Source organism: Lunatimonas sp. (genome assembly GCF_020832325.1).
GTDB lineage: Bacteria > Bacteroidota > Bacteroidia > Cytophagales > Cyclobacteriaceae > Lunatimonas.
Genome location: NZ_JAFIEU010000051.1, coordinates 63,351 through 89,539, shown reverse-complemented (window position 1 = coordinate 89,539; position 26,189 = coordinate 63,351). Strand labels below are relative to the sequence as shown.

The 26,189-nt window shown below is 47.4% G+C and carries 21 protein-coding genes; 12 read left to right on the top strand and 9 right to left on the bottom strand.

Translation table 11 applies throughout. The annotated features are described in order from the left end of the window. Positions 1 to 38: 38 nt before the first annotated feature. The 3 genes from JJU34_RS20490 to JJU34_RS20480 all read right to left on the bottom strand — a co-directional run bounded on the left by JJU34_RS20490 (position 39) and on the right by JJU34_RS20480 (position 4,855). Entirely contained in the window at positions 39 to 3,071 is a 3,033-nt protein-coding gene (locus tag JJU34_RS20490; protein WP_228694298.1) for an efflux RND transporter permease subunit, read from the bottom strand. Then, complete coding sequence (locus JJU34_RS20485; protein ID WP_228694297.1) at positions 3,071 to 4,156, bottom strand: efflux RND transporter periplasmic adaptor subunit; 1,086 nt, start codon at positions 4,154 to 4,156, stop codon at positions 3,071 to 3,073. Before JJU34_RS20485 ends, JJU34_RS20490 begins: the two co-directional genes overlap by 1 nt. Positions 4,157 to 4,348: 192 nt before the next feature. Continuing rightward, positions 4,349 to 4,855 carry a septal ring lytic transglycosylase RlpA family protein gene (locus JJU34_RS20480; RefSeq protein ID WP_228694296.1) on the bottom strand — a complete coding sequence of 169 codons (507 nt, stop codon included), beginning with the start codon at positions 4,853 to 4,855 and terminating at the stop codon, positions 4,349 to 4,351. A gap of 108 nt (positions 4,856 to 4,963) precedes the next feature. Here JJU34_RS20480 and JJU34_RS20475 point away from each other — a divergent pair, with 108 nt between their 5' ends. Then, positions 4,964 to 6,193, top strand: a complete 1,230-nt coding sequence (locus JJU34_RS20475) for an exonuclease SbcCD subunit D (RefSeq protein WP_228694295.1) — start codon at positions 4,964 to 4,966, stop codon at positions 6,191 to 6,193. Then, a complete protein-coding gene (locus JJU34_RS20470; protein ID WP_228694294.1) occupies positions 6,190 to 9,225 on the top strand; it encodes an SMC family ATPase in 3,036 nt (1,011 codons plus the stop codon). The genes JJU34_RS20475 and JJU34_RS20470 overlap by 4 nt, the downstream gene beginning before the upstream one ends. Before the next feature lie 140 nt (positions 9,226 to 9,365). Here JJU34_RS20470 and JJU34_RS20465 read toward each other — a convergent pair whose 3' ends face one another. From JJU34_RS20465 to JJU34_RS20455, 3 genes are all read right to left on the bottom strand, one after another. Further along, positions 9,366 to 10,073 carry a gluconate 2-dehydrogenase subunit 3 family protein gene (locus JJU34_RS20465; protein WP_228694293.1) on the bottom strand — a complete coding sequence of 236 codons (708 nt, stop codon included), beginning with the start codon at positions 10,071 to 10,073 and terminating at the stop codon, positions 9,366 to 9,368. A gap of 5 nt (positions 10,074 to 10,078) precedes the next feature. Next, positions 10,079 to 11,818 carry a GMC family oxidoreductase gene (locus JJU34_RS20460; RefSeq protein WP_228694292.1) on the bottom strand — a complete coding sequence of 580 codons (1,740 nt, stop codon included), beginning with the start codon at positions 11,816 to 11,818 and terminating at the stop codon, positions 10,079 to 10,081. A gap of 159 nt (positions 11,819 to 11,977) precedes the next feature. Next, entirely contained in the window at positions 11,978 to 12,703 is a 726-nt protein-coding gene (locus tag JJU34_RS20455; protein ID WP_228694291.1) for an arylesterase, read from the bottom strand. Between the two features lie 84 nt (positions 12,704 to 12,787). On the opposite strand from JJU34_RS20455, the gene JJU34_RS20450 reads away from it, so the two are divergent. The 7 genes from JJU34_RS20450 (at position 12,788) to JJU34_RS20420 (ending at position 19,360) form a co-directional block, all read left to right on the top strand. Continuing rightward, entirely contained in the window at positions 12,788 to 13,465 is a 678-nt protein-coding gene (locus JJU34_RS20450) for an ABC transporter ATP-binding protein (RefSeq protein ID WP_228694290.1), read from the top strand. Further along, on the top strand, positions 13,458 to 15,977 hold the full coding sequence (locus JJU34_RS20445) for an FtsX-like permease family protein (RefSeq protein WP_228694289.1): 2,520 nt from the start codon (positions 13,458 to 13,460) through the stop codon (positions 15,975 to 15,977). Before JJU34_RS20450 ends, JJU34_RS20445 begins: the two co-directional genes overlap by 8 nt. 12 nt (positions 15,978 to 15,989) lie before the next feature. After that, positions 15,990 to 16,574, top strand: a complete 585-nt coding sequence (locus JJU34_RS20440) for a hypothetical protein (RefSeq protein ID WP_228694288.1) — start codon at positions 15,990 to 15,992, stop codon at positions 16,572 to 16,574. A 72-nt stretch (positions 16,575 to 16,646) separates the two neighbouring features. Further along, positions 16,647 to 17,102, top strand: a complete 456-nt coding sequence (locus JJU34_RS20435; RefSeq protein WP_228694287.1) for a MarR family transcriptional regulator — start codon at positions 16,647 to 16,649, stop codon at positions 17,100 to 17,102. Between the two features lie 107 nt (positions 17,103 to 17,209). Continuing rightward, complete coding sequence (locus tag JJU34_RS20430) at positions 17,210 to 17,737, top strand: YceI family protein (RefSeq protein WP_228694286.1); 528 nt, start codon at positions 17,210 to 17,212, stop codon at positions 17,735 to 17,737. 67 nt (positions 17,738 to 17,804) lie between these two features. Further along, positions 17,805 to 18,761 (top strand): ring-cleaving dioxygenase, encoded by a 957-nt coding sequence (locus tag JJU34_RS20425; RefSeq protein ID WP_228694285.1) that lies wholly within the window; start codon positions 17,805 to 17,807, stop codon positions 18,759 to 18,761. Continuing rightward, entirely contained in the window at positions 18,758 to 19,360 is a 603-nt protein-coding gene (locus JJU34_RS20420; RefSeq protein WP_228694284.1) for an alpha/beta hydrolase, read from the top strand. Before JJU34_RS20425 ends, JJU34_RS20420 begins: the two co-directional genes overlap by 4 nt. Positions 19,361 to 19,431: 71 nt before the next feature. Here JJU34_RS20420 and pruA read toward each other — a convergent pair whose 3' ends face one another. The 3 genes from pruA to JJU34_RS20405 form a co-directional block, all read right to left on the bottom strand. Beyond that, positions 19,432 to 21,066 (bottom strand): L-glutamate gamma-semialdehyde dehydrogenase, encoded by a 1,635-nt coding sequence (pruA, locus tag JJU34_RS20415; protein WP_228694283.1) that lies wholly within the window; start codon positions 21,064 to 21,066, stop codon positions 19,432 to 19,434. Positions 21,067 to 21,266: 200 nt separating this feature from the next. Continuing rightward, entirely contained in the window at positions 21,267 to 21,965 is a 699-nt protein-coding gene (locus JJU34_RS20410; RefSeq protein WP_228694282.1) for a YjjG family noncanonical pyrimidine nucleotidase, read from the bottom strand. A gap of 6 nt (positions 21,966 to 21,971) precedes the next feature. Continuing rightward, on the bottom strand, positions 21,972 to 22,355 hold the full coding sequence (locus JJU34_RS20405; protein WP_228694281.1) for a metalloregulator ArsR/SmtB family transcription factor: 384 nt from the start codon (positions 22,353 to 22,355) through the stop codon (positions 21,972 to 21,974). Between the two features lie 141 nt (positions 22,356 to 22,496). Here JJU34_RS20405 and JJU34_RS20400 point away from each other — a divergent pair, with 141 nt between their 5' ends. The 3 genes from JJU34_RS20400 (at position 22,497) to JJU34_RS20390 (ending at position 25,964) form a co-directional block, all read left to right on the top strand. After that, complete coding sequence (locus JJU34_RS20400) at positions 22,497 to 23,141, top strand: carboxypeptidase-like regulatory domain-containing protein (protein ID WP_228694280.1); 645 nt, start codon at positions 22,497 to 22,499, stop codon at positions 23,139 to 23,141. Positions 23,142 to 23,196: 55 nt separating this feature from the next. Beyond that, a complete protein-coding gene (gene pafA / locus JJU34_RS20395) occupies positions 23,197 to 24,843 on the top strand; it encodes an alkaline phosphatase PafA (RefSeq protein ID WP_228694279.1) in 1,647 nt (548 codons plus the stop codon). An 857-nt stretch (positions 24,844 to 25,700) separates the two neighbouring features. Beyond that, positions 25,701 to 25,964 carry a hypothetical protein gene (locus tag JJU34_RS20390; RefSeq protein WP_228694278.1) on the top strand — a complete coding sequence of 88 codons (264 nt, stop codon included), beginning with the start codon at positions 25,701 to 25,703 and terminating at the stop codon, positions 25,962 to 25,964. Positions 25,965 to 26,189: the final 225 nt, after the last annotated feature.

Sequence of the window (26,189 nt, the reverse complement as noted above, 5' to 3'; positions counted from 1 at the left end):
GCTCCAATACCAGTCAAGGACTTGACTGAAATATGTGCTCATTTTGCCCTGGCCACCAAAAACCAATACATCAACGGCACAAAATAAAGAGCAGTAAAGGTACCGATCGTCAAGCCTCCAATTACACTGAATACCAGTGGACGCTGTAGATCTGCTCCCAAACCAGAGCTAAATACAACCGGAATCAATGCCAAGATCGTGGTAATGGAAGTCATCAAAATCGGTTTCAAACGGATCTCTCCAGCCTGATAAAGCGCTTTTTCCAAGCTCTGCTTGGTGTTGAATTCAGGCAGTGCCACGAATTGTACGCGGAGGCGGTTGATCGTATCAATCTTTAAAATGGCATCATTCACCATGATACCCAGCATCACTACCAAGCCGATAGCCGACATTACGTTTAGCGACGTGCCTGTGATCCACAACACCAAAAAGGCTCCGCCAACACCCAAGGGCAAGGTCAGAATCACAATCAATGGTTGAAGAAAACTTTCAAACTGAGCTGCCAAAATAAAATAAAGCAACAGCACCGAAATCAGCAGAATTCCAATCAATTGACTCAGCGTCTCCCGGTCTTGGAAATATTGGCCTACAAACTCCACGGATAAATTCCGTTCCCCTCCCCATTGACGCAATACCTGTTCATGCTCGGAAGGATTTTCTCCAATCAGCAACACCGACTGATAGATGCCATTCCGGTCTGCCGTGACAAATTTGTAGTGACTGTCGTATGCTGCCCGAACAAAATTGCTCAACAAATACGGTGTATCGTCGTTTCCACGGATATATTGTGTACGCAATACCTGCTGAAAGTCCACGGGGTTTTCCTTGAGCCGAATCGGTGTAACTTCTCCAAATCGCTTGATATCGGTAATCAGGTAACTGCCAAACAGCTTTTGGATCTGCTGCAATAGTTGATCCACGGCTATTCCATACAGGGCAAGTCTTTCCTGATCGATTCGGAATATCACGGCCGATTCCTTTTGCAAGCCCGGCCCCGGTTCCCACTCTTGTATGGGCAACTCATCCAGCCATTGATCCATCTGTCGTTCCTCCACCGGTCGCTTGCTCGCAAGATCCTTCCAGCGTACTTCGTAGTACGGCAAATCCGAACTGAAAAGCTGATCAAAGGCATTGGGTGCATCCTGAATAGCGACAGTGGCCTGAGGATGATGCTGTTTAAAATACCGGGAAAGAAAGGCTTCCTGCCGTTCCTTTTGCTCCTGATCTGGAAACATCAGGTAAAGTGAAGCTTGCTGAATCGAACTTTCGCCTTCAAACAGCAAAAACTGCCGAATACCTATATCGCTTTCTGCATGAATGAAGGCGCCTTCCAGTGCCTCTACCACTCGGGCAATTCGCTCCCGATTCTGACTGGCATTTATCGGCTCATTCCAATCCACCTGTAGCAATGCATCAAACTTTTGGATCGGAGGAAGCCCTTGAACAGGAAGCAGCTGACTGAGGAAAAGCATAGCAGGAATAAGCGCCAATAACACCACCAAGCTCACGGCACGGTGGGCGAAAATCAAGCGGTACAGGCGTTTGTATCCCGCAAGAATTGATAAAAACAGGCGACTATCCTCTGAAACTGGTTTCCCTTGCCGGTTCGAAAACAGCAGTTTATACAGTAATGGAAGCAATACAAAGGCCACCAAAAGAGAAACCGATAGAATTGCAGCGACCGAAACTGCCTGATCATAAAATAACGCCCCCGAGATTCCGCTCAAAAACACCAAAGGCACAAAAACTGCCAGTGTGGTCAACACAGAACTGATCAACGCCGACATGACCTCATTTACCCCTACCACACATGCTTCAAAAAGGGGCAAACCATCTTGTCGCTTTCGGCTAATATTATCCAGCACGATGATGGAATTGTCAATAAGCATACCCAAACCCAGTGCAAGACCACTAAGGGAGATCACATTGATCGAAATATCAAAGAAATAAAAAACGAGAAAACTGATTATCAGGGAAGATGGCAAGCTCACCCCGATGATGATTGGCATCCGATAATTTCCCATGAAGAAAAACAAAACACCAAAGGCAAAGATCCCACCAAACAAGAGGCTGGTCTGTAGGTTATCAATCCCGGCATTGAGCAACATGGATTGATCCTGGGTAAGCTCAAATTCAACTTGAGGGTAATCCAGTCTAAACTGATCCACAGCATCCCGTACCAACGGCATGAGTTCGTTCATTTTAGCTATTGCCTGTTTATGCACGGTGATCACAAGCCCCTCCCTGCCATTGTACAAGTGAAAGCCAACCGGCTTGGCAATTTCATAGCCCACCGAAGCTACCTTTCCAAGGGTTACCGAGGATCTGCCATCCTTTCGCACGGGCAGTCTCATGATATCCTCCGGCGTGTCTATTCGGGTAGCAAGCCTCAGGTAGTAGCGAAATTGCCCATCTTCCACGCTGATGCCGGGTAGTTCACTGTTTCCGGCTTTGATCGCGTCAATCACATGCTGCTCCGTCATACCCAAGCTTGCCAAGGCTGCCCGATTCGGCTCGACGGTGATTACCCTTTCCTGTTTGCCGTTGATGTCCACCAAGGCAATGCCATCTAGCTGCTCCAGGCGCTTCTTTAGTACGTTTTCGACCAGCAATGAAACCTCCGCATAGTCCATCTCTCCCTTTGGAAGTACCTGTACCCTCACAACGGGAATATCGTTGGTATTTATCCGAATTACCTGCGGACGCGGCAAATCCTCTGGCAAGCCACTGATAAGTCGGTCAATCTTTTCGTTTACATCAATATAGGCCAACTCCATTTTGGTTTTGAAGTCAAAGGTTAGCCGTATATTGCCCACCTCACTGCCGGCCTTACTCTCCATATGCTCCAGCCCATTGAGAGTCATCAGTCCCTCCCGGATATTGCTGAGGATGTTTTGCTCAATGGCCTGAGGGGAAGCATTTGGGTAATTTACCTTAACCACGATCTGTGGTACATCTATCGGAGGCAGCAGGGAGATAGGAAGTGTACGAAACACGATTACACTGAATACGATCAGTGCCAAAAAGGTCATGCCTACTGCTATGGGTCTCGCCAGTAAAAATCTAACCATCACATGGCATCGTTAAGAATCTGAATGGGGGCCTGATGAGCCAACTGAACATTGTTGCTGACAATCACCTCTACATCGGCTGTGAGCCCATCCAAAATTTCCATCTCTTTGCCATTGTCTTTTCCCACCTCTACATAATTCCATATGGCTTGGTTGTTTTCTATGGTAAATACCACCGGTCTGCCCGATCTATAGACCACGGCCTGCTTAGGGACTACCAGACTGTCATTTTGAGGCGCACGGATAATCGCCCTCGCATTCATACCCGGAAGAAGCTTGCCTTGACTCTGAAGCTTAATGGTCACCTGAACCAAGCCATTTTCATCTACTTTTGGATTGATTGCGATGACCTGTCCACGAAGCCCTTCCTCTCCGCCCGACACTGGATAAATTTCCGCCGTTTGACCATTGCTGATAAAATTAATATCTGACTCCAGCACCTTTACCCGCATTTCCAACTGCCCCATACTGATGATCTCGCAGACCTCGTCCCCTCCATTCACCAAACTCCCTTTTTTCACTTTCACATCAGCGACCGTTCCGCTGATGGGGGCTTTTACGGTAGACTTTTCGATTTCCAACTCAGCCTCACGCAGGGAGATCTCCGCAGTTAGCACACCACTGGACGCCTTCAATCGGCTATCCCACTCTGCCAAGGTCTCGGGATCGGCTGCGGGATTTTCGTAAACGGTTGGGTAGCCTAATTTTTGGTTTTCAAATTCAGCCATTCTGGAACTCAACTCCACACGGGCCTTTTCCAGAGCAAACTTACTATCGCTGTTGTCTAGCTTGGCTATCACCTGACCCTCCTGCACGCGGTCCCCCTCGGAAACCGTCAAGTCGACCAGGTAGCCTTGGCGCTCAACGATCACCATCACCTGACTGCTTGCTTCAATCTTCCCGGTGGCATTGATGAGATAATCAAAAGATTTACGTTGGGAGCGCCCGGTTTGTACGGAAGTAGCCTGAACTTCTTCTCTGAATGATTCCATAGGAATTTCTTCTCCTTTTTCCTTTTCCTCTGCACAGCCAACAAAAAATCCAGATAGGAAAATGAAGCAATAAAAAACATGTGTTCTTTTCATAAGGGGGTCGTTTAGGGAGAAGAAAGCCCGCTTATGAACGCTCTTCTCATCTTCGGCCCTATAAGTAACTAAAAATTTAAATAGACAGCAACTAATACGTGCATTTTTTTATAAAAATTAACAATTATCCAATAGGAGGACCATCCGGATACGTCCAAACTACCGCCAACTTGGCCAAAACAATCATTAAAATTAAAATTTTAATTGCAGAATTACCTCGTCGTTTCTGGCTAAAAAGACAGGCTCATAATAAAGGCGTAGACGTAGATCGGCAGGGTTGCCGTCGTAATGTGCGCGAAGTGCTGCAATGGAATGGTGGCTGAGCACATTCAGGTCCACCTCTACCACCCCATCCCGAACCATATCCAATTGCTCGGCTACCTTCCTCGAAAGGTCGATTACCCGCTTAGAAGATTCTGGCAAACGATCGTTGATCCTTACGATCGCTTGATACCCATTGCTCAAGTTAGTCACTTTCAAGAGTGTGCCAAAGGGTAGATGCTTGTGCGCGGCGGTATAGTCCCACATATCGTAAATCTCCCCGCTCGCAGTAGGTCGTTTATGAAAATGCTTGCCATAAAAGCTCGCTTCGCCCCGTTGGATGATCAGCAGGGAGTCCGGCGCCGTAAACGGCGACTGTCCCCGAACCTGAGATATTCCGGAGATAGCTAGTAGTCCTATAATCAATAAATAACGCATAATTTCCGTCTAAGCAAATCGGATGCCAATACCACAAATTAGCAGCCACCCTTGCAGGACCCATTTTTACCGTTTAAATTTAGTCATTTATCCGCACAATTTCTCCCTATGGCAAAAATCTTACACACTGCCGACTGGCACTTAGGTAAACGATTACAGGAATTTTCACGAATAGAGGAACAAAAACACGTATTAGAGGAGATTGTGGAAATCGCTGACCGCGAAAACGTAGATTTGGTTTTACTGGCCGGAGATGTCTACGACACCTATAACCCTACCCACGAAGCCGTGGACCTATTCTATAAAACCTTGCGGAAGCTTTCCAAAGGGGGTGCCCGCCCGGTGATAGTCATTTCCGGAAACCACGATAGCACGCAATTCATTGAAGCCCCGGATCCTCTTGCCCGGCAGATGGGCATACTCTTTTATAGCAAACACGATACGATCGTACCTGTAGGTGAATTGAATGAAAATCTTTTCATATCCCGTTCTAAACCCGGGTTTATTGAAATCACCGGCAATCGCTTTTCAGATCCGGTACGGATTATTTTGGCCCCCTATGCCAATGAGGTACTGCTAAAAACCTACCTAGGTGAAGGTGATCGGGAAGCATCCTTTCGGGATCTGATGGCTGCAAAATGGAAGATCCTGGCTGAGGCCTATTGCGACTCCGCTGGAATCAACTTGTTTCTTGGGCATTTCTTCTTCATGAACGAAGGTGCAAAACCTGAACCTGAACCTGAAAGCGAACGACCTATCCTGCATGTGGGAGGCACCCAAGCCCTTTTTACCCATTTGCTGCCAAGCCAGCTCCAATATGCCGCGCTAGGCCACTTGCACAGATACCATGCCGTGTCACAGACGCCTTGCCCGGTCGTGTATGCCAGCTCCCCGCTTTCCTACTCTTTCAGCGAAGCCGATCAGCAAAAACAGGTAGTGATCATCGAAGCCACTGCCGGCAAGCCGGTCTCGTATCGCCCCATCCCACTCACTAAAGGAAAACCACTTCATCGAAAAACATTTGAAAACCTAGAAAAAGCAGTAGGCTGGCTACAGGCGCATCCAGACACCTATGTGGAATTAACCTATGCTACAGAATACGCCATCGACGCAGCCACCCGCAAAGCACTGCTGGGTGCCCACGACGGAATTGTAAACCTAATCCCTCTCATACGCTCGGGAGGGGAAGGTCAAAATACCGGATTACAGGTGGAGGATCTTGAAAAAGACATGGTCACACTTTTTAACATGTACTACCACAGTGAAAAAGGCCATGAACCTAACCCAGAAACCGTCGAGCTGTTCAGGGAAATTATCGGTCAAAACCACGAAGCATGATACCTATTTTATTAGATATACAAGGCCTCTACTCCTATAAGGAAAAGCAAACCGTAGACTTTCGGATGCTGACGGCAGCAGGAATTTTCGGTATATTCGGTGCAGTAGGAAGTGGGAAATCCTCCATTTTGGAGGCCATACTATTGGCATTGTACGGAAGTACGGAGCGGTTGGCAGACCGGGGTGAAAAAAACAGTATGCTGAATCTCCAAAGCGACCAACTGATCATCAACTTTGAGTTTCGGGCAGGCCCCAGAAATGCAGGAACCTACCTGGCCCGCTATGCGGTGAAACGAAACCCAAAAAACTTTCACGAGATACGCCCTGCTGAACACACCTTTTACGAAAAAGTTGACGGGACCTTTCAAGCCATAGAGCAAAAAGCAGAGACCTTACTTGGCATGCGAAAGGAACATTTCAAGCAAACCGTCATCATCCCTCAGGGCAAATTCAGGGAGTTTATCGATCTCACCCCGGGACCACGCGCGGAAATGATGAAGGAGCTGTTTGGGCTGGAAAGATTTGACCTGGCTCCCAGGACGGGAACCTTGCTAAAAGCTGCTCGGGAAGAGAAAATCCGGCTGGAAACCCAACTGGCTGGATTTGGTGCGCTCACGGAGGAAGCGCTACAGGAACAACGTCAGCTGTTGAAGGAAACAGCATTGGATCTTTCCCAAAAGGAAGGAACGCTAAAAATCACCGAGCATACATTTACCGAGCAGCAAGCACTGGACAAAGGATTCAAAAGTCTACAAACGCTAAAGGGCGAGTGGGAAGCACTAGAACAAAAAAAACCCGAAATAGAGAAGCAGCGCGAAAGCCACCAAGCGTACCTAAAAGCCAAAACCTATCTAAAACCACTGCATGAAGCGATGGCTAGCTTGCAAATGGACATAGAAAAGCTAGAGGTTTCTATTAAAAACTGTACCCGATTTCGGGGTCAGTACGCTCAGCAAATCCAAACCCTTGAAGAAGAGGAAAAGGCCCTCCGCGAAAAAGCCGACAGCCGCCCGGAACGGGAGTCGAAGATCAGAGACCTACAACAGGTGTTGGAAATGCAACGGTTGGCTCAAGACCTACATGAAGCCCAACAACAGATGGAAAGTTTACGCCCTGCCATCACCGAAAAAGAAGGCACACTGAGTTCGTCTGAAGTACAGATCAAATCCTACGAAACCCTGGCTGAAAAAACCAAAAGCGTGGATAGCTTGCAGCTTTCCGAATGGAAGACTGCGTACAGCGAATGGGACCGGTTGATCCTTATCATAAAAAAGCTATCCTATGATTTGAACTCTCTAGATGCCCAAAAAACCCAATCACAAGAAAACCTTGCCGAACAGCAACGCCAGTTGCCCTGTGGAGATACAGATATACAAAATTGGGTTCAGACCCAAGAGGGGATAATCAGTGAACTGGAGACCGCAAAAGAACTGCAGGTTCAAAAGGGCGGACTCGCTATTCACACCCACTTGCTCAAGGAAGGCGAACCATGCCCCCTTTGCGGATCCCTAGACCATCCTCAGCCTTTAGAAAAGCATAGCACGAGGGAGCTAATCGAAGAACTATCTGCAAAAATCCAGCAAATCAGAAAGCATATTGAACGTACAAGGCAGGTGGAAAATCGGTTGCAGCAGGAGAAAATAAAATACGACCACCTACAGGATCTCTATTTTGCTAAATCAGAGGAGCTTACATCCAATCAATCACGCCTCAAAGCCCTGCTAAAAAACCTGACAGGCTTGGAAGTGGACAATTTGGAACACCTTGAAACCAAAATCAAATCTGCGGAAAAGCAATTACGCGAAGAGCAAGCTATCCAAAAAACACTGAAAGCCCTGCGCCAACAAACGGACGAACTAAGGCAGGCCATTACCGAAGAGCGTAAGAAGTTAGACATAGTCCATCAGCGGACGTTGACCCTGGCAAGTGCATTGGAAACCAAACGGGACGGGATCAAAGACCAAGCGTTTTCCAAGCCATTTTTTGATCGCACCATGGAAGTAATTGAAGAGACCATCTCAAAGGTCAAAAAGGATATTGCAGAAACGGCAAATAAGTTGGACAGCAAGCAAAAAGCCCTACTGGAACTACGAAAAAAAGAAACCGGCAACATCACCGACCTCAATCATTACAAGGCACTATTCGCATCAACCCATGAAAAACTGACCGCCCAGAAAATGGCATATCAGGATGCATTGGCCGCTCATGGCTTCGCAGACAGTGCGGCTGCCGAGCGGCTTTTCAGCCAATCCCTGGATGCGGATGCGGTAGAGGCCCAAATTAGGCGATACGAAGACCGCTGTCTGTTGGTGCAGGACAAAATCCGGGAACTTGAGCAACAACCTGGCATTTCCACCTTTGACCCACTCGCTTACCAGGCCATTGCTGAGCAGCTAGAGAAAGAAAAAACGGAACTGCAAGCCCTGCACCAAGCGGTGACCCTCCTACAGCAACAGGTTAACACGGGTACGGAGCGTTTAAAGGAAAAATTGGCACTGGAAAAATCCCTGGCTCTGTTAGAAGCACGGGAAACCAGTCTCAAGGAGTTGGAAAGCCTTTTCAAAGGCAGTGGCTTCGTGAAGTACGTCAGCAGCATCTACTTAAAAGAGCTGTGCAATACTGCCAATATCCGCTTTCGGAAATTAACCAAAAACAGCTTAAGCTTGGAGATAGATGAAAACAACACCTTTTGGGTAGCCGACTATCTGAATGGCGGGCGAAAACGACTGCTAAAAACCCTCTCCGGAGGCCAAACCTTTCAAGCCTCGCTGTGCCTCGCGCTAGCACTGGCAGAAAAAGTGAAGTCCCTCAATCGTGCCGAGCAAAGTTTCTTCTTTCTGGATGAGGGATTCGGCGCTTTGGACAGAAGCTCGTTGCGCATCGTATTTGAAACCCTCAAATCCCTTCGACACGAAAACCGCGTGGTGGGCATTATCAGCCATGTGGAAGAGCTACAGCAGGAAATCGAGGTATATGCCCAAATCACCCTAGACCAAGACCAAGGCAGCCAAGTGGCCTATTCGTATTCTTAAGCGGTACACGTGACTGGCCTGCCTGAAAGGAAGTCTGCTTTTATCGGGAATCATACCAATGAGACAAAGAAGCAGATATGAAAAGAACCGGTTTGCTCAAAGCATACCGGTTCTTTTGTCATATACGAGAATGACTGTGCTTAGCCCACCAAATTTCCCTCGTCATCCCATTGGGCAATGGTACCTCGGGTAGTGATATCCAAATATACATCCTTATACTTTGGATCGTTTTGGAGTCCGTGTTTGGCCAACACTTCCTCCGGCACACCATCCCATGCGTTTGGTCGGTTACCTACGTAACCCAGGTCCTTAAATCCTTCCTCACTGGTGAAAAAACCAGTAGCGGTCAGATTTCTCAGGGTATTGAAGAAACGGACTCCACTCTGCATTTCAGGTTTGGCCTTGTCAGGATACGCTATTTCATCGATTATCTGCAAGCGCTGCTCTTGGGATATCTCCAAGAATTTTTTACCAAACAGCTCATCAGCCTTATGATCCAACCACAATAGACCGCCTCTCATGGGTGTTTGATAATCCGGAATGTCTTTCATCATAAACTCAATGAAATCCGGCACGCCAGCATCGGTGGCACTGCCGGAAACATCGTCCGCTGGAATAATGATATCTACCAACACATCAATTTTTTTTCGCTCCTCCTCGGTGAAAAAAGTTGCGGATTGCAATGCCTCGTTGTGCTTGATCTCCTCGGGGGTCCTCCCGTAGCTACCAAAGTCACCTATGGTGGGCTGATGCGCCAACTCATTGGTTTCGGAACCACAACCGGAAAGAATCAGCCCGGTGCCAAACGACCCGGCCAATAACAGCTTTAAATTTTCGCGTCTATTCATGGGGTTTATATGTTTTTCTTTTTTAACTGATCGATAATGTATTCCGATGTCCTCATAGACAAGGCGAGAATGGTCCAAGTCGGATTCTTGTCCGCCTGCGATACGAAAGGACCACCATCCACCACGAACAGGTTTTTGCAGTCATGCGCTTGGCAATTGCTGTTTAACACGGAGGTCTTGGGATCAGATCCCATTCGTGTCGTGCCTACCTCGTGAATAATCCTTCCAGGCTTATGAAGCCCGTATTGACTCTCAGGACCAGGCTTATTGCCAAGTATGATTGCGCCCATACTGGTTAGGATTTCCTCAAAGGTGTCGTGCATGTGCTTGGCCTGCTTCAGTTCCTGATCCGTCCACTGATAATGGAACTTCAAAACCGGAATACCGTACTTATCGACCACATTATCATCGATTTCACAATAGTTGGTATACTGGGGAATGCTTTCGCCCCTTCCGGACATGCCTACGGTGCTGCCGTAGAATGTGCGTATATCCTTTTTCAAACCTTCGCCATAGCCTCCTTGTGGGCTAGGGTTGCCAAATTCATCTTTAATATACTTACGCATGGTATCCATGCCTCCTCCGAAACCATAGGAAGGCATTCCCATACCACCCCAGTATTCAATGTGGTATCCCCGCGCAAAATCCAACCCTTTTTCATTCAACCACCAAGGGGTGTATATATGCATGCCTCCCACGCCATCTTCGTTGTACCTATCCCGTCCCATCATTTCGGGCATGATACCCATTCGGTCAGCACCGGTAGAGTCGTGCAGGTACCTACCTACGTAACCCGTACCGTTTCCGATACCATTTGGATGAGTTTTGGATTTGGAATTTAGCATAATTCGCGCTGACTCACAAGCCGATGCGCCCAATACCACCACCCTGGACCGAAGCTTATATTCCTTCATGTCTATCTTGCTAACATAGGACACGCCAGTGGCCTCCCCTTTATCATCTGTGGTCACCTTGCGTACCATGGCATGGGTATACAGATCCACCTTGCCCTTTTTCATGGCTGGCTTTACCAAGCAGGTTCCTGCTGAAAAATCTGCATACACCTGGCATGCGCGATTACATTGACTACAAAAAAAGCAGACGCCCCGGTCATTGTTTACCGGACGTGTTAAGATAGAAAGACGGGAAGGAATAATGGGGATATTAGCCTTCTTCGCTCCCCGCTGAATATATAACTCATGCAAGCGTGGCTTCGGAGGAGGAAGAAAAAAACCGTCTGGCTCGTTGTGGATACCCTCTTTGGATCCAAACACACCGATCAACTTGTCAACCCGGTCATAATAGGGCTTCAAATCGTCGTAGCCGATGGGCCAATTGTCACCCATGCCGTCGAGATCCTTACGCTTGAAATCCAATGGACCGAACCGAAGCGATATCCTGCCCCAGTGATTGGTACGTCCACCCAGCATACGAGACCGAAACCAATCAAATTGACTATCCTTACCACGGGTATAGGGTTCGCCCTCTATCTCCCAGCCGCCAATAGCAGCGTCAAAGTCTCCAAAAGGACGCACGGTTCCCGCTCCCCGGCGGGGAGACTCCCAGGGAAATCGCAATTGGGTACGATGTTCGTCTAGTGCCGGATCAAAATCAGCGCCTGCCTCCACAACTGCCACGGCAAGACCTGCCTCAGCCAATATTTTGGAAGCCATACCTCCTCCCGCTCCGGAACCTACAATGATTGCATCATATTCCTCGCCGGAAGACATTATCTGTATACTCATTCCTTCTGTTGTTTTTTTTTAAATTCTGGAAAAATTACTACAAAATTTCGATATAAAAAAAACCATTGCAATCAACGGTTATACTTCGTAGATGAAAAAAAGACTATCCCAATTCTACACTATATTGCTTATCACGCACAGCGCCTTTTACTTAACCGATCAAAGAACGCGCCTTAGATACTCCCACACGGTCGCTGCCACTATTTCATGCCCTTCAGCTGTTGGATGTATGCCGTCCGGCAGGTTGAGCTCCGGGTCTCCCGCCACTCCCTCTAGCAAAAACGGAATCAGCCCCACCCCTTCTTCCTCGGCAATCTCTTCATACATCCCGCTAAAAGCCGAGGTGTAGGCTTGACCCATATTGGGTGGAATCTGCATACCTGCCAATAGGATATAGGTTTCCGGATAGCTCTCTTTAACTTTTTGCAGGATATTCTTCAAGTTTCTGCGGGTTTCCTCCACAGGAATACCCCTAAGACCGTCATTACCGCCCAATTCCAGCACAAACACCGCAGGCGCTTCTTCCAAAAACCAATCGAGGCGGTTTAAACCCGAAGCGGTCGTTTCTCCGGTTAAACCTCCATTCACTACCCTGTATACCAAGCCTTCACGGTCAATTTTCTCCTGTATCAATGCCGGAAAAGCCTGCTCTTCCTCTAGCCCATAGCCAGCGGTGAGACTATTTCCAAAGAACAAAATAAGTGGTCGGTCTTCCTCCACAATAATCTCTTCAACCTTTGCGGTATCCCGCCTGGCTTCTTCCTGATTCTTTGGAGCGGTACACCCTCCCACAGCTACCACTAGCGCACCAAATGTCATCCCCCATAATAGAATTACCACACCTCTCATATACCTTGTTTCCTTTCTTGGCGTAAATTTGAACATAAATAAAGGATTCTGCCAACTAAAATAAACTAAATGCCAAGCCTAACGTGTTAGATCACAAACAATCCTTTTTAATTCAGCCACATGAGTATTCTTTCCGTAACAAATCTTACAAAAACCTATCAAAGCGGCAACCGTAAACTAACGGTCTTGGACAATGTCAGCTTTGAGGTACATGCCGGTGCGACCATGTCTATTGTCGGACCGTCCGGAAGTGGGAAAACCACGCTGCTGGGGCTGTGTGCGGGGCTGGATACAGCCAGCGGTGGATCTGTACAACTTGCCGGAAAAGCGTTGGAAAGACTCTCCGAAGACGAGCGCGCAAAAGTCAGAAATGAGTCGGTAGGGTTTATTTTTCAAAATTTTCAATTGTTGCCCACGCTCACTGCCCTTGAAAACGTGATGGTTCCTATGGAGCTGAAAAAACAGAAAGATGCCCGGCAAAAAGCAGAAGGATTGCTACAGCAAGTAGGGCTAGGTGACCGCATGACCCATTACCCTTCTCAATTGTCAGGTGGCGAACAACAACGCGTGTCCATCGCGCGAGCATTTGCCAACGAACCAAAAATCCTGTTTGCCGATGAGCCCACCGGAAACCTCGATACGGAAACGGGAGATATGATCGAAAACCTCATTTTCCAATTGAACAAGGAAAAAGGCACCACCCTCATTTTGGTCACCCACGACCCCCAGTTGGCAGAACGCACCCAGCAGATCATTTCCATTAAAGGAGGCAAAATTCAGGAGGTCACGTATGGGTGATTTGAAATGGGTTCTTCTGATGGCCATGCGGGATTTCCGAAAAAACGGGTCCAAGTTGGCTCTTTTCATCTCTTCTATTTTAGTAGGCATTGCAGCATTGGTGGCTATTAGCTCGTTTGGAGACAACCTCACCAAAGACATTAACCGTCAAGCCAAGGAATTGCTGGGCGCTGACTTGGTACTTAGCAATAACCAACCCTTTGAAGGTCCCGATCTGGACAGCATGCTGGTAGACCAAGCCATGGAAATAAACTTTGCCTCCATGGTATCGTTTGTAGTGAAAGGCGAAAGCCGCCTCACACAAGTCCGCGCACTCGAGGGTCGTTTCCCTTTTTATGGTAGCTTCGACGTGGAGCCCCTTTCCGGAGAGGAATCCTTTCGGGCAGGCGGAAAAAAAGCCTTGGTAGAAAACCTGCTGCTGGCCCAATTTGATGCACAGGTAGGGGATTTCATCAAGGTAGGCGAGGTGACCTATGAAATCGCCGGTGCTCTGCACAAGGTGCCCGGACAGACCGGCATCACTGCCACGGTGGCGCCTGCGGTTTACATTCCTATGGAAACACTGGAAGAGACTGGTCTCGTGCAATTTGGTAGCAGGGTGAACTACGAGTTGTACTACGCCCTCACTCCTGACGCCGATCCACAGGTGTTTATCGATGCTCACAAAGACCAATGGGAAGAAGACAACATACGTTTCGAAACCGTAGAAAGTCGAAAAGAATCCACCGGAAATTCCTTTAAAAATCTCGGAAATTTCCTCAGCCTGGTAGCCTTTATCGCGGTATTGCTAGGTTGTGTGGGTGTAGCAAGTGCCGTAAATGTATTCGTAAAGGAAAAATTGCCCGCTGTAGCGGTTCTGCGTTGCCTGGGGGTCTCTTCGGGCCAAATATTCGCCATCTACCTATGGCAGATATTTCTGATGGGAGCCATCGGTTCCGTAGCCGGCGCGGCACTGGGTACCGGACTTCAATTCATATTACCCAGTGTCTTTCAAGATTTCTTGCCTGTTGATGTCACGGTTGAAATATCTTGGGCATCGATTTTCTTGGGAGTTTTCACCGGGATTTTGATATCCATGCTCTTTGCCTTGATACCCTTGTTAAAAATCCGCACCGTATCGCCCATGATGACCCTAAGACCTGAGGAAGGCAGTACGCGTTTTGCGAAAGATCCTATCCGTTGGGCAGTGGTAGTGGGAATTGCGCTGTTCCTAAGTGGATTTAGCTATTTTCTGCTCCGAGACTGGATACAAACATTGTGGTTTACAGGCTTTGTCTTTTTCGCCTTTGGAGTCCTTTGGCTTTTTGCACTGGGCATTATGAAAGGTATTAGACACTGGCTACCCCTATCGCTCTCCTATCCCGCCCGACAGTCACTGGCTAATTTATACCGGCCCAATAACCAAACGATCTCGCTGATAGCTACGATCGGGCTGGGTACTGCAATGATTTCCACGCTCTTCTTTGTCCAATACCAACTTTTGGGAGAGGTGAAATTTGCCGACAAAGAAGACCAGCCTAACATGCTCTTCTTCGACATTCAAACCCAACAGGTGGAAGCAGTGAGTAAGCAACTTACAGATCAGGGTCTACCGATTTTGCAACAGGTACCCATTGTGACCATGGGTCTTACTTCTGTAAATGGTGTCACGAAAAAAGACAACGAGTCCCTACCTGAAGAAGAGAGGTTTTCGAAACGCCTATACAACCGGGAGTTTCGGGTTACCTACCGCGACTCCCTGATACGCTCCGAGCGACTGACCGACGGCGAACTACGCCCCTACAAACAATCCGGAGACAGTATATTTGTATCTCTGGACAAAGGATATGCCTCTCGTGCCGGACTTCAGCTCGGCGATGAATTGGTATTTAATGTGCAGGGCCGCCCCCTAAAGACCTATATAGGAAGTATGCGAGAAGTAAACTTCCGGCAGGTTTCGACAAACTTTTTGGTACTTTTTCCGGACAATGTACTGACCAATGCTCCCAAGTTCCATGTCGTGGTAACCAAAACAGCAAGTGATGTGGAGGCGGGAAAAATTCAAAATCAAATGGTACAGAACTTCCCCAATGTGTCCGTAATCAACCTGAGCACCATCGTGGAAACCTTGGAGGAAATCCTAGGAAAAATCAGCTTTGTAATCCAATTTATGGCCCTTTTCAGCATCGTCACCGGGATACTGGTCTTGATCAGCTCGTTGATTATCAGCAAGTACCAACGGATCAAAGAAACCATCCTACTGAAGACCATCGGCGCTCAAACGAGCCTCTTAATCAAAATCAATACGCTGGAGTACCTCTTTCTCGGGAGCCTGGCAGCCTTGAGTGGAATCCTGTTGTCACTGCTGGCGGCGTTCCTGCTTAGCGTGTATTTGTTTGAGATTCCTTTCAGCGTTGAGTGGCTCCTATTGGTTGCCGTGTATGCAGCCATTACAGCGATTACAGTCCTCTTGGGGTGGTGGAACGGAAAGGATATCCTGAAAACTCCGACCATGGAAGTTCTTCGAACTTAATCTAAATTGCCCATGCGAAACCTGTTCTGCACCTTGGTATTCTTTTGGACTATTCAAAGTCAGGATGGATGGACACAGACTTATTTCGACGACGATAAGCTATTAAAGAACCAAAACAGACTTGATTTCACCGGCCACGGCGTATCCCTTGTAAGAGAATTTGTTTCAGCTAATGACCTGATTCTTGATACAGGTATAGGATTAGGAGGCGGATATACAGACCTTGAACTCGATGTATTGAATCCATATTGGAGTTTGGGAAATCCAGCACTTACCCTGTACGCCAACCCGAAATTTTATTTTTATCGGAAAAAAGTGATCGAAACCTGCGATTTGTGCTTTAATAATGGAGGCGCGTATTTGGGAGGGCGTATTCGATATGTCAGCCGCCACTTCGGTTACATGCACTTTACCGACCTACGAAGTACCATACTTTCCAACGTTCACATTGGATTTCAGATGAGTGGTCGCTCAAAGACACTTTTTAGGGGGCATTTTGGCTTAGGCTATGCAACTACGCTCCACAATGGGTTTGGATCTTTCTATCGAAGTGTTGATGTGGGAATTAGCAGAATTGTAGGATACTGGAAAAAATAGCAAAAAAATGACAGTCATTTGAAACCTTTTTCCTATCTTTCGTGTATATACATTAAATACATTTGCAAGATAATGGCGAAACTAGAGGAGTCCATACAGCAGAAAGCATTCAAAGATCCTTACAATAAGGCAGTAGTGAATATATTGTACACCAATAGCTACATTGAAACGCGTCAAAACAAGTTATTTCGCCCTTTTGATATCTCACCCGAACAATACAATGTGTTACGAATATTACGAGGGAAGCATCCCGAACCCATCACCGTATCTTCTATACAGGATAGGATGCTGAATAAGATGTCCAATGCCTCTAGGCTGGTAGAAAAGCTAAGAACTAAAGGATTGGTTTACCGGCAGGAATGTGCCAGCGATCGGCGTCAGGTAGACATTACCATCACCGATAAAGGTTTGGGATTGCTACAGGTCCTAGAAGAGGAAATTAATCAGTTCAACAAAAACGTCATCTCACTTGACGCAGAGGAAGTCGATTTGCTAAACGAACTCCTTGATAAACTCAGAGAAGAGTAAATTATTTGAATATTTACATGTCTAGACATTTTTTGTTTAGACATAATAAATATCCCAATTTCAACATTTAGTTCAATTAAAATTTCACATTTAAAAACAGAAAAATCATGAGTACAACAAAATGGATTATCGACCCTACCCATTCAGAGGTATCTTTTAAAGTTAAACACCTGGTGATTTCTACCGTAACTGGCTATTTCCGAAAGTTTGAAGGATCCGCAGAGGCGGAAAGTGACGATTTTGTCGGTGGAAAAATCGAGTTCAGCGCCGACATAGACAGCATCGACACCAATCAGGCCGACAGAGATGCTCACTTGAAGTCAGCAGACTTTTTCGATGCAGCGACAAATCCTAAGCTCGTTTTTTCCAACGGAATTCTTTCCAAAAAAGGCGAAGACTATGTATTGAAGGGTGACCTTAAAATGCGGGAAACCACGCTGCCTGTGGAGTTGGCCGTAGAGTTTGGTGGTGTTGCCGGTGACCCATATGGGAATACCAAAGCGGGTTTTGAAATCACAGGTAAAGTAAGTCGCAAAGCATACGGTCTTACTTGGAACGCCGTGACCGAAGCTGGAAGCGTAGTAGTAGGCGACGAAGTGAAAATCATCGCAAGCATCCAATTGGTAAAACAGTAAACCATTTTAACCCGGGCGCCCCATCAAGGTCCCGGGTTTCATTTCTCATTCTCAAACCCATTCTGTCATGGAAGCGCTCATCACAGGCATACACCATATCACCGCATTAGCCAGCGATCCACAAAAAAACGTGGATTTCTATACGGGGATACTTGGATTGCGTTTGGTTAAGAAAACAATCAACTTCGACGCTCCCGATGTATATCATTTCTATTTTGGAGATGAAATAGGATCGCCGGGAACTATACTAACCTTTTTTCCCTTCCCCGGCGCCAGAAAAGGCCAGAAAGGAGTAGGTGAAACAACGTATACTGCCTTCTCCGTACCCAAAGACGCCTTGCCATTTTGGCAAGAACGCCTAACACGGCTTGGGTTTACCCTTTCCACCGAATTGGAACGGTTTGGTGAGAAACTATTGCGCTTTGAAGACCACGACGGGATGGGTATAGAACTAATAGCAACTGCTACTGATACCCGGAGGGGCTGGACCGGCGGACCGATTCCCGCTGATTTTGCGATAAAGGGATTTCATAGCGCCACACTTAACTTACGGGCGCATCAACTTACAGCCGATCTCCTTACCGAGGCGATGGATTACCGTCTCATCGGAGAGGAAAAAAACCGCCTTCGATTCGGGACCGCAGGCAACCCGGGAGATCTCATTGACATTGTCATCAACCAACCAGCTTCTCGTTCCGTACAAAGTGCAGGCACCGTGCACCACATTGCATTCCGGACCGAAAACGAGGCTTCACAGCGGGAGATACAGCAACGGCTTTGGCACTATGGCCAACAGGTTACCGAAATCAAAGACAGAAATTATTTCCAGTCAATCTATTTCCGGGAACCGGGCGGTATTCTCTTTGAAGTGGCCACAGACGAACCGGGATTCGCCATCGACGAACCGGTGTCCGAACTGGGCCAAAAACTGAAACTGCCAGAATGGGCCGAACCTCACCGGCAAAAAATAGAAAAAAGTCTGCCTCCCATCCAAGTTTCACCCTCAAATCCAACTGTAGAATGATGCATCGGGGAACAAGCTTACAGGATGCCGAAAAAGTAGCCATTATGGTACATGGCAGGGGATCTACAGCGCAGCAAATTTTGGGGTTGGCAGATTACCTAAACCTGACCGGGTTTGCCCTTTTGGCTCCAGAAGCTCCGGGGAACACGTGGTACCCATACAGTTTTATGGCTCCCATAAGCCAGAATCAGCCACACTTAGACCGTGCCTTGGACCAGATAGACCAAGTGGTAGCCTCCTGCATAGCGCAAGGTAAATCCAAAGAACAGCTCTATTTTATCGGATTCTCACAAGGTGCCTGCCTCACCTTGGAGTACACCACGCGGAACGCAGTGTCCTACGGAGGCATCATCGCGTTTACCGGAGGACTGATCGGTGAAAAACTAGATACTACTAGGTACAAGGGAGACTTTGCGCAAACGCCTCTATTTATCGGCGCTAGCCACAATGATATGCATGTGCCGCTTTCCCGTATCGAAGAGACTGAGCAGCTTCTTCAGTCCATGAATGCGAACGTTCACAAGGCTATTTTCCCAGACAATTACCATACTATCCGTGAAGAGGAAATCAACTGGGTAAACCAACATATCCTTTCCTAGCCAGCCAGGATATTCTACCATAATCTTAAAGGGCCTGTCGGAATAATCGACAGGCCCTTCTTTTTTGCCGCCTAATCTTCTCTCAAAAAGGGGTAGCGGTAATCGGTTGGACTGACAAACGTCTCTTTAAGCGTACGTGGACTCACCCAACGGAGTAAGTTTATCATGGATCCGGCTTTGTCGTTGGTTCCGGATGCACGGGACCCACCAAAAGGCTGCTGTCCCACTACCGCCCCCGTGGGTTTGTCGTTGATGTAGAAATTACCTGCCGCATGCCTCAGCTTTTGAGTGGCCAGCTCCACCGCGTAGCGGTCACGTGAAAATACCGCTCCGGTAAGCCCATAAGGAGACGTTTGATCCACCAGCTCCAGCGTTTCTTCGAAGTGCTCTGCATGGTACACATACACAGTCAATACCGGACCGAAGATCTCTTCCTGCATGGTCGTGTACATCGGATCCTGCACAAAGAGCACCGTAGGCGCAATGAAATAGCCCTTTGACTTGTCGTAGGTACCGCCTGCCAGCACTTCCACACCGGGAGCCTCCTTGGCTTCGGCTATGTAGCCCGCAATCTTGTCAAATGCCTTTTCGTCGATGACGGCATTGATAAAATTCGTAAAGTCTTCTGTCCCGCCCATCTTCATGGTTTCCAAGTCTTCCAACAGAAAGCCTTTTACTTGATCCCATAGATTTGAAGGGATGTACGCCCTAGAGGCTGCAGAGCATTTCTGCCCCTGAAATTCAAAGGCACCACGAGCCAGTGCGGTGGCCACAGCCTTTGGGTCTGCCGATTTATGGGCAATGACAAAGTCCTTGCCTCCTGTCTCACCTACTATCCTGGGATAGGTTTTGTAACGGTGTATATTATTTCCAATCGTTTTCCAAATTGTTTGGAATACGGCGGTGGACCCGGTAAAATGGATCCCTGCGAAATCCGGGTGATTAAAAATGACCTCGCCCGCCGCAGGTCCATCCACATAGATCAGGTTAATCACTCCATCCGGAACTCCTGCGGCTCGAAACACCTCCATGAGTACGTTTGCGGAATACACCTGGGTATAAGCAGGCTTCCAGACCACCGTGTTCCCCATCATGGCTGGGGCAGCCGGGAGGTTGCCGGCGATGGCGGTGAAATTAAAGGGAGTAAGCGCAAAGACGAAGCCCTCCAATGGACGCTGTTCTACTCGGTTCCATACACCCTGCTCGTTTCGCGGAGGCTGTTGGGCATAAATTTCGGTCATGTATTTTACGTTGAACCGCAAAAAGTCCACCGTCTCGCAAGCTGCGTCTATCTCCGCTTGGAACACATTTTTAGACTGTCCCAGCATGGTCGCAGCGTTGAGTTTGTCCCGATAGGGCCCTGCTATCAACTCTGCCGCTTTCAAAAAGATGGCTGCGCGCTGTTCCCATTGCATGTTTTCCCATGCGTACTTGGCTCCCAACGCTGCCTGTATGGCCTGCTCCACATGGGTGGCATCCCCTTCATGAAAATGGCCCAAGAGGTGTTGGTGGTCGTGGGGAGGACTCAGCGCTATTTTATTGCCTGTACGGATTTCTTCAGAACCAATGTACATCGGGATATCTACCACCTTGCCTCTTGCTTCGGCCAGCGCTGCTTGTAGGCTAGACCTCTCTTGACTGCCCGGAGCGTAGCTCTTTATGGGCTCATTGATAGGTTCGGGTACATTAAAAAAACCTTTTAGCATAGTTTGGTATGGTTTAGTTTCTCAATTAGATAAGTGCACAAATATACAAAGATTCTATGGGAAGGGCTAAACCACTCCTGCTGCGTCAGTGCCCAACGTCAGGAAGGCTTGACCCACACCTGAGTAATGGACGGAAATCAGCAGCAACTCTTTATTCACATCTGACATTCGTACGGCGACGCATAACTTTTCGGTCCCTCCTAAAAGATATTTCTCAGTTCTGCCAGCGTCTGAACAGTAAACGTAGGCTCAACCGAACATACGGCTTCCTTGGGATTGAAGAATACCTGATCTATGCCGGCATTTAGTGCGCCCATGATATCAGACCGGGGGTTATCGCCTATCATCACACACTCCTCCGGACGTGCACCCAATGAAATCAGCGCATGATCAAAGATCCTTCGATCCGGTTTCCTATGTCCGGTGGTCTCTGAGGTAACGACGAGCTGAAAATAACTGTGCAATCCCGAGGACTTCAGCTTCAGTCCCTGACTCTCGTCAAACCCATTGGTGATAATATGCAGGGGATATTTGCCAGCTAAATAGTCTAGGACTTCAAACGTATCCGGAAATACGTGAGGCTTGGAGGAAGTACGTGTTAGGAAATCTGCTTCCAACTCTAGCGGGACGCGAGCAGGATTAGCCCCCACCCGTTCAAAAATACTTCGAAAACGAGTAGCCCTCAAGGCTTCTTTCGTGATCGTTCCGATATTGTACCTATCCCAAAGCTCATAGTTGACCTTTTCGAAGGCATGAAACAATGCATCAAAGCCTGGAACGCCCAATTCTTGCAGATTATAGATTTGAAACAACTCCGCCAGGGATTCCGCCACGTTGCGGTCGTAATCCCACAGGGTATGGTCGAGGTCAAAAAAGAGATGATTATATGCTTTTGCCATAAATAGTCACGATCCGTATTTATTGTCTTGGATTTTGTTTTTGGCCAGTTCTCGGTTAGAAAATAGGATCTCATATATTTCTTGGTCCCGAATAAGGTTGCTGTCCTTTTGTATAAACTTAAAAATCTGCTGAATGATTTCTAATGCCTCGTCCAAAAGATAATAAAAAGTCCACTGCTCCCGCTTTTTGCTCCCGACCAGCCCCGCATTTTTCAGATAGGTGATATGCCTGCTGGTCTTCGTTTGCGTGAAATCCAGGATGTGCTCCAAATCGGAAATGCTCATCTCTTTATTTAGCATGAGCAGATGCAGTATCCGGACCCTTGGCTCCTCAGAAAGTGCCTTAAAAACCCGCATTCCGTAGTTTAAGCTTATGTTTTTTAGCCGCATTTAATTATTTTTAACAATTAAAAATCCAGTCAAATTACGAAAATCAGGCGAAAATAACGTATCTATGGTGTTTAATTCAGCATCTACCAGGGAACACCCGCGGAAAAATACCGTTACGATATAATAAGAAAATAGTAAAACGTGAAAAGCATCCATACCTATATCTTTATAATCCTACTACTCGTCGCTGCGGCGATCCCCGGTGCATTTGCCCAGGAAGAACCTACACGTAAGATAGTACAATTGTCCGGAGTCATTCTGAACGCTGACAGTACCACAGCGATTCCGGGAGTCAATATTTATGTTCCCCGCAAAGGCAGAGGCACGAGCAGTAACCGATACGGCTATTTCTCCATGCCCGTGGTGGCTGGTGATAGTATTGTCTTTTCTTTTATCGGTTTGAAGCGGCAGTCCATAAAGATCCCCGAAGACATTCAGGACGACAAGGTAAGTTACATCCTCACGATGATTGATGACGAATATGCTCTGTCGGAAGTAGAAGTAATGCCCTATCCCACCGAGGAAGAATTCAAAAACGCCATATTGGCCCTCAACATCGACGACGAAATACCGCTTAACCGCGGTAACTTAAGTCCCCAGCTTTTGCTAAGATACGCGGAGGAAATGCCTGCCTCTGGCAACGAAAATTTCCGCCAGTTTACCAATCAGCAGATGATGCAGACCATGGACCGGTATGGTCCTAGGCCCTTGCCGCTGCTAAATCCATTTGCCTGGTCCCAATTTATCCAATCCATCAAAAGAGGAGATTTAAGAAACCGAGATTAGCCCCAGCGAAACAAGGAAAGCTACCTTTGTGGGCATAAACAACCACCATTACCGAATGAAAAAATACCTACCCTGCCTAATGCTGGCGTTATTGCCTTGGGCAGCCATTGCTCAAACTCCCGAATCAGCTGAGAAATTAGCCCGCCCAAAGCTCGTGGTGGGCATTGTGGTAGATCAGATGCGCCAAGAGTACTTTTACAAATATTATGACCGCTACGTGGATGGTGGCTTTAAACGCCTCATGAACGAAGGCTTCATGATGAAAAACGGGCACTATAATTACATCCCCACCTACACCGGACCCGGCCATGCCTCTGTATATACCGGAGCAACGCCGGCCAGCCATGGCATCATTGCCAATGATTGGTATGTTCGAAAACTGGGAAGGACCGTCTATTGCGCGGAAGACAGTACCGTGACAGCGGTGGGTGGTAGCGAAAAGGCCGGCAAAATTTCGCCCCGCAACATGTTGACCACCACCATCACCGACGAATTGCGATTTGCCACAAACAAACGTTCCAAAGTGGTCGGAATTGCCTTGAAAGACCGAGGTGCTGCACTTCCCGCAGGACACTTGGGAGATGCTTATTGGTACGATGGTAGCACCGGTGAATTCATGAATTCCTCTTACTATGGCGATGCATTGCCTAGCTGGGTCACTGAATTTAACAACCGAAAGCTCCCACAGAAATACCTGAACCAAACTTGGGAGACCCTATATCCTATTGCCAGCTACAAACAGAGTGTAGACGACGACAACGAATTCGAATCTCCACCAATCGGCAAAGAGGCGCCCGTTTTCCCCTACGTCCTTCCAGAACTCATGGAAAATAACGGTGGGCTTGGTATGATCAGCGGTACACCCTTTGGGAACACTTTAACTCTTGACTTGGCGTATGCTGCACTGGAAGGAGAGTCGCTGGGCAGGAGAGGCGAAACCGACTTCTTAGCGGTGAGCTTTTCTTCCACAGACTATGTAGGACATGCCTTCGGACCGTCCTCTATCGAACTGGAAGATACGTATCTTCGATTGGACCAAGAACTTGCCGCGTTTTTTGCCCATTTGGACAAAGAAATCGGTGTAGGCGAATACTTGGTTTTCCTATCTGCAGACCACGGAGTAGCTGATGTAGTACGCTTCATGGAAAGTGAGAAAGTTCCCGCCGGCAGCCTAAACACCCGCTTCGTGATGACCCAACTGAGAGGTTACACCAATGAAAAATACGGGGAAGGGGAATGGATCGAAAATTTTTCCAACGAGCAACTTTTTTTGAATCATCGGTTGATCAAAGACAAAGAAATCGATCTTATTGCCATGCAGCAAGATATCGCCGAATTTCTCCTTCGCTTTGACGGAATCAAGGAAACCTATACGGGTGATGACATGAAAAGAATCGAATACACCACTGGCCGAAAAAACCTACTGCAGATGGGGTACAACCACAAGGCATCCGGAGATGTGTTACTGATATTGGATGCTGCCTGGCTTACCAACTCCACACGAGGAACCACCCACGGGACCGGCTATACCTATGACACCCATGTACCGATCGTTTTCTATGGCTGGGGCATCACCCCAGGCTTTAGCACGAGGTATGCCACTGTGACGGACATTGCCCCCACCTTGGCCATGCTACTACACACCCGGCTGCCTAACGGGGCTACCGGGCAGCCTATTGTTGAGATCTTTGGAAGGGAATAGATTTTATTCGGAATACGATCGTAAAAAAACTCCTTACCGGATCCGATAAGGAGTTTTTTTTTAGCTTTGTAACCACTTTTTTACAAATGTAACAGGTCGTTCATTCAACCACCCGCACAACTGACTTGTCCCTTTTAGTCCCGCAGGCACAATTTGCTAATGAAGTTCCTCATTTCTTTACTTGGATCGGATAAGGTAGGCTTCGCTTGGCAGTGCTACAACCTACTGATTTTCCAAATCGGAGTGTAGTTCGGTTGATGCCCTAGACAATTGATTCCGCGCCTTTGGCGCTTAAGTAGTGTAGTAGTCCCATCCTCCCTTGGGCGTTGCCCAAGGCTAATGATTTGGCACCGTTGGTGCCGGTGATGATACAAGCACCAACGGTGCGGTAATCATTAGAATGGCCTTCCAGGGCTTTGCAGGCATCGCATCCAAATCCACGTTGCCGGTTGGGTGGTGTCTCACATTCTCATTTGGGCGGTGCCCAAGGCTATTGATTTGCCAACGTTGGCGCCGATGATTGCATAAGAACCAACGGTGCGGTAATCAGTAGCATGGCCTGCAAGGGCTATGCAGACATGTCATTCCATTCCCCGCAAGCACCAAAGGTGTGACAATCAATCCCACAAACTCCGCTCATGCTATTCAATCTTCTAGGCTCTTGGAAACGCAAAGTATACGCAATAGATTAGGACATAATTTTATTCGTCTTTTCAAGCGCTACCCTCCCGTATACGCTTTAAAACAGATTCTTTGTTGTTTTTTAAGCAATTTCTAAAACAATAGTTGCAACTCTCGTTTTTATCTATTTAATTTAAGTACCATTAAATCAATGTTTTACTTCAGATTAAAAAAACATGAAGCAATGGACGAACAGTTTAAGAAAGAAAATGGCAGCCTGTGGGGCTGTAGCAGTGATGCTGGTGGCCGGATGGCAATTCGGTGTTAACGGTACGGAAGTGCCGTTTTCCGAAAACGAAGTGGCTTTGGAGAAGGCGATTGCGGGCTCTAACCCATATGGTGGGGTATGTTGTGATTGGTACACGGGAGAATGTGAGCATCCCATTGGGCGAACTTTTTTAAAATCTTTGTGGTATGGTGGTTATGAAACTTGCTTTTAATCTTCCACCACTCCAATAACTATTTGAAATGTTTGAGTGGAAAAATTCCACTCAAACTCTCTTTACTAATTAATACCATATTAGCCAATATGATAACTCCCCAAAAGTTAATTGTATTTTGTGTTTTCGCCTTTCTTTTATCTTGTGGTACCCCTGTAAAAGAAACACAGGATTCCGATTATATCATCCGCACTTTTAATCTTGAAGATGTTCCGGCACCAGATA

Bases quoted from the DNA above. Each gene is read 5' to 3' on its own strand.
- JJU34_RS20490 (WP_228694298.1), bottom strand. From the start codon at position 3,071: ATGGTTAGATTTTTACTGGCGAGACCCATAGCAGTAGGCATGACCTTT.
- JJU34_RS20485 (WP_228694297.1), bottom strand. From the start codon at position 4,156: ATGAAAAGAACACATGTTTTTTATTGCTTCATTTTCCTATCTGGATTT.
- JJU34_RS20480 (WP_228694296.1), bottom strand. From the start codon at position 4,855: ATGCGTTATTTATTGATTATAGGACTACTAGCTATCTCCGGAATATCT.
- JJU34_RS20475 (WP_228694295.1), top strand. From the start codon at position 4,964: ATGGCAAAAATCTTACACACTGCCGACTGGCACTTAGGTAAACGATTA.
- JJU34_RS20470 (WP_228694294.1), top strand. From the start codon at position 6,190: ATGATACCTATTTTATTAGATATACAAGGCCTCTACTCCTATAAGGAA.
- JJU34_RS20465 (WP_228694293.1), bottom strand. From the start codon at position 10,073: ATGAATAGACGCGAAAATTTAAAGCTGTTATTGGCCGGGTCGTTTGGC.
- JJU34_RS20460 (WP_228694292.1), bottom strand. From the start codon at position 11,818: ATGAGTATACAGATAATGTCTTCCGGCGAGGAATATGATGCAATCATT.
- JJU34_RS20455 (WP_228694291.1), bottom strand. From the start codon at position 12,703: ATGTTCAAATTTACGCCAAGAAAGGAAACAAGGTATATGAGAGGTGTG.
- JJU34_RS20450 (WP_228694290.1), top strand. From the start codon at position 12,788: ATGAGTATTCTTTCCGTAACAAATCTTACAAAAACCTATCAAAGCGGC.
- JJU34_RS20445 (WP_228694289.1), top strand. From the start codon at position 13,458: ATGGGTGATTTGAAATGGGTTCTTCTGATGGCCATGCGGGATTTCCGA.
- JJU34_RS20440 (WP_228694288.1), top strand. From the start codon at position 15,990: ATGCGAAACCTGTTCTGCACCTTGGTATTCTTTTGGACTATTCAAAGT.
- JJU34_RS20435 (WP_228694287.1), top strand. From the start codon at position 16,647: ATGGCGAAACTAGAGGAGTCCATACAGCAGAAAGCATTCAAAGATCCT.
- JJU34_RS20430 (WP_228694286.1), top strand. From the start codon at position 17,210: ATGAGTACAACAAAATGGATTATCGACCCTACCCATTCAGAGGTATCT.
- JJU34_RS20425 (WP_228694285.1), top strand. From the start codon at position 17,805: ATGGAAGCGCTCATCACAGGCATACACCATATCACCGCATTAGCCAGC.
- JJU34_RS20420 (WP_228694284.1), top strand. From the start codon at position 18,758: ATGATGCATCGGGGAACAAGCTTACAGGATGCCGAAAAAGTAGCCATT.
- pruA (WP_228694283.1), bottom strand. From the start codon at position 21,066: ATGCTAAAAGGTTTTTTTAATGTACCCGAACCTATCAATGAGCCCATA.
- JJU34_RS20410 (WP_228694282.1), bottom strand. From the start codon at position 21,965: ATGGCAAAAGCATATAATCATCTCTTTTTTGACCTCGACCATACCCTG.
- JJU34_RS20405 (WP_228694281.1), bottom strand. From the start codon at position 22,355: ATGCGGCTAAAAAACATAAGCTTAAACTACGGAATGCGGGTTTTTAAG.
- pafA (WP_228694279.1), top strand. From the start codon at position 23,197: ATGAAAAAATACCTACCCTGCCTAATGCTGGCGTTATTGCCTTGGGCA.
- JJU34_RS20390 (WP_228694278.1), top strand. From the start codon at position 25,701: ATGAAGCAATGGACGAACAGTTTAAGAAAGAAAATGGCAGCCTGTGGG.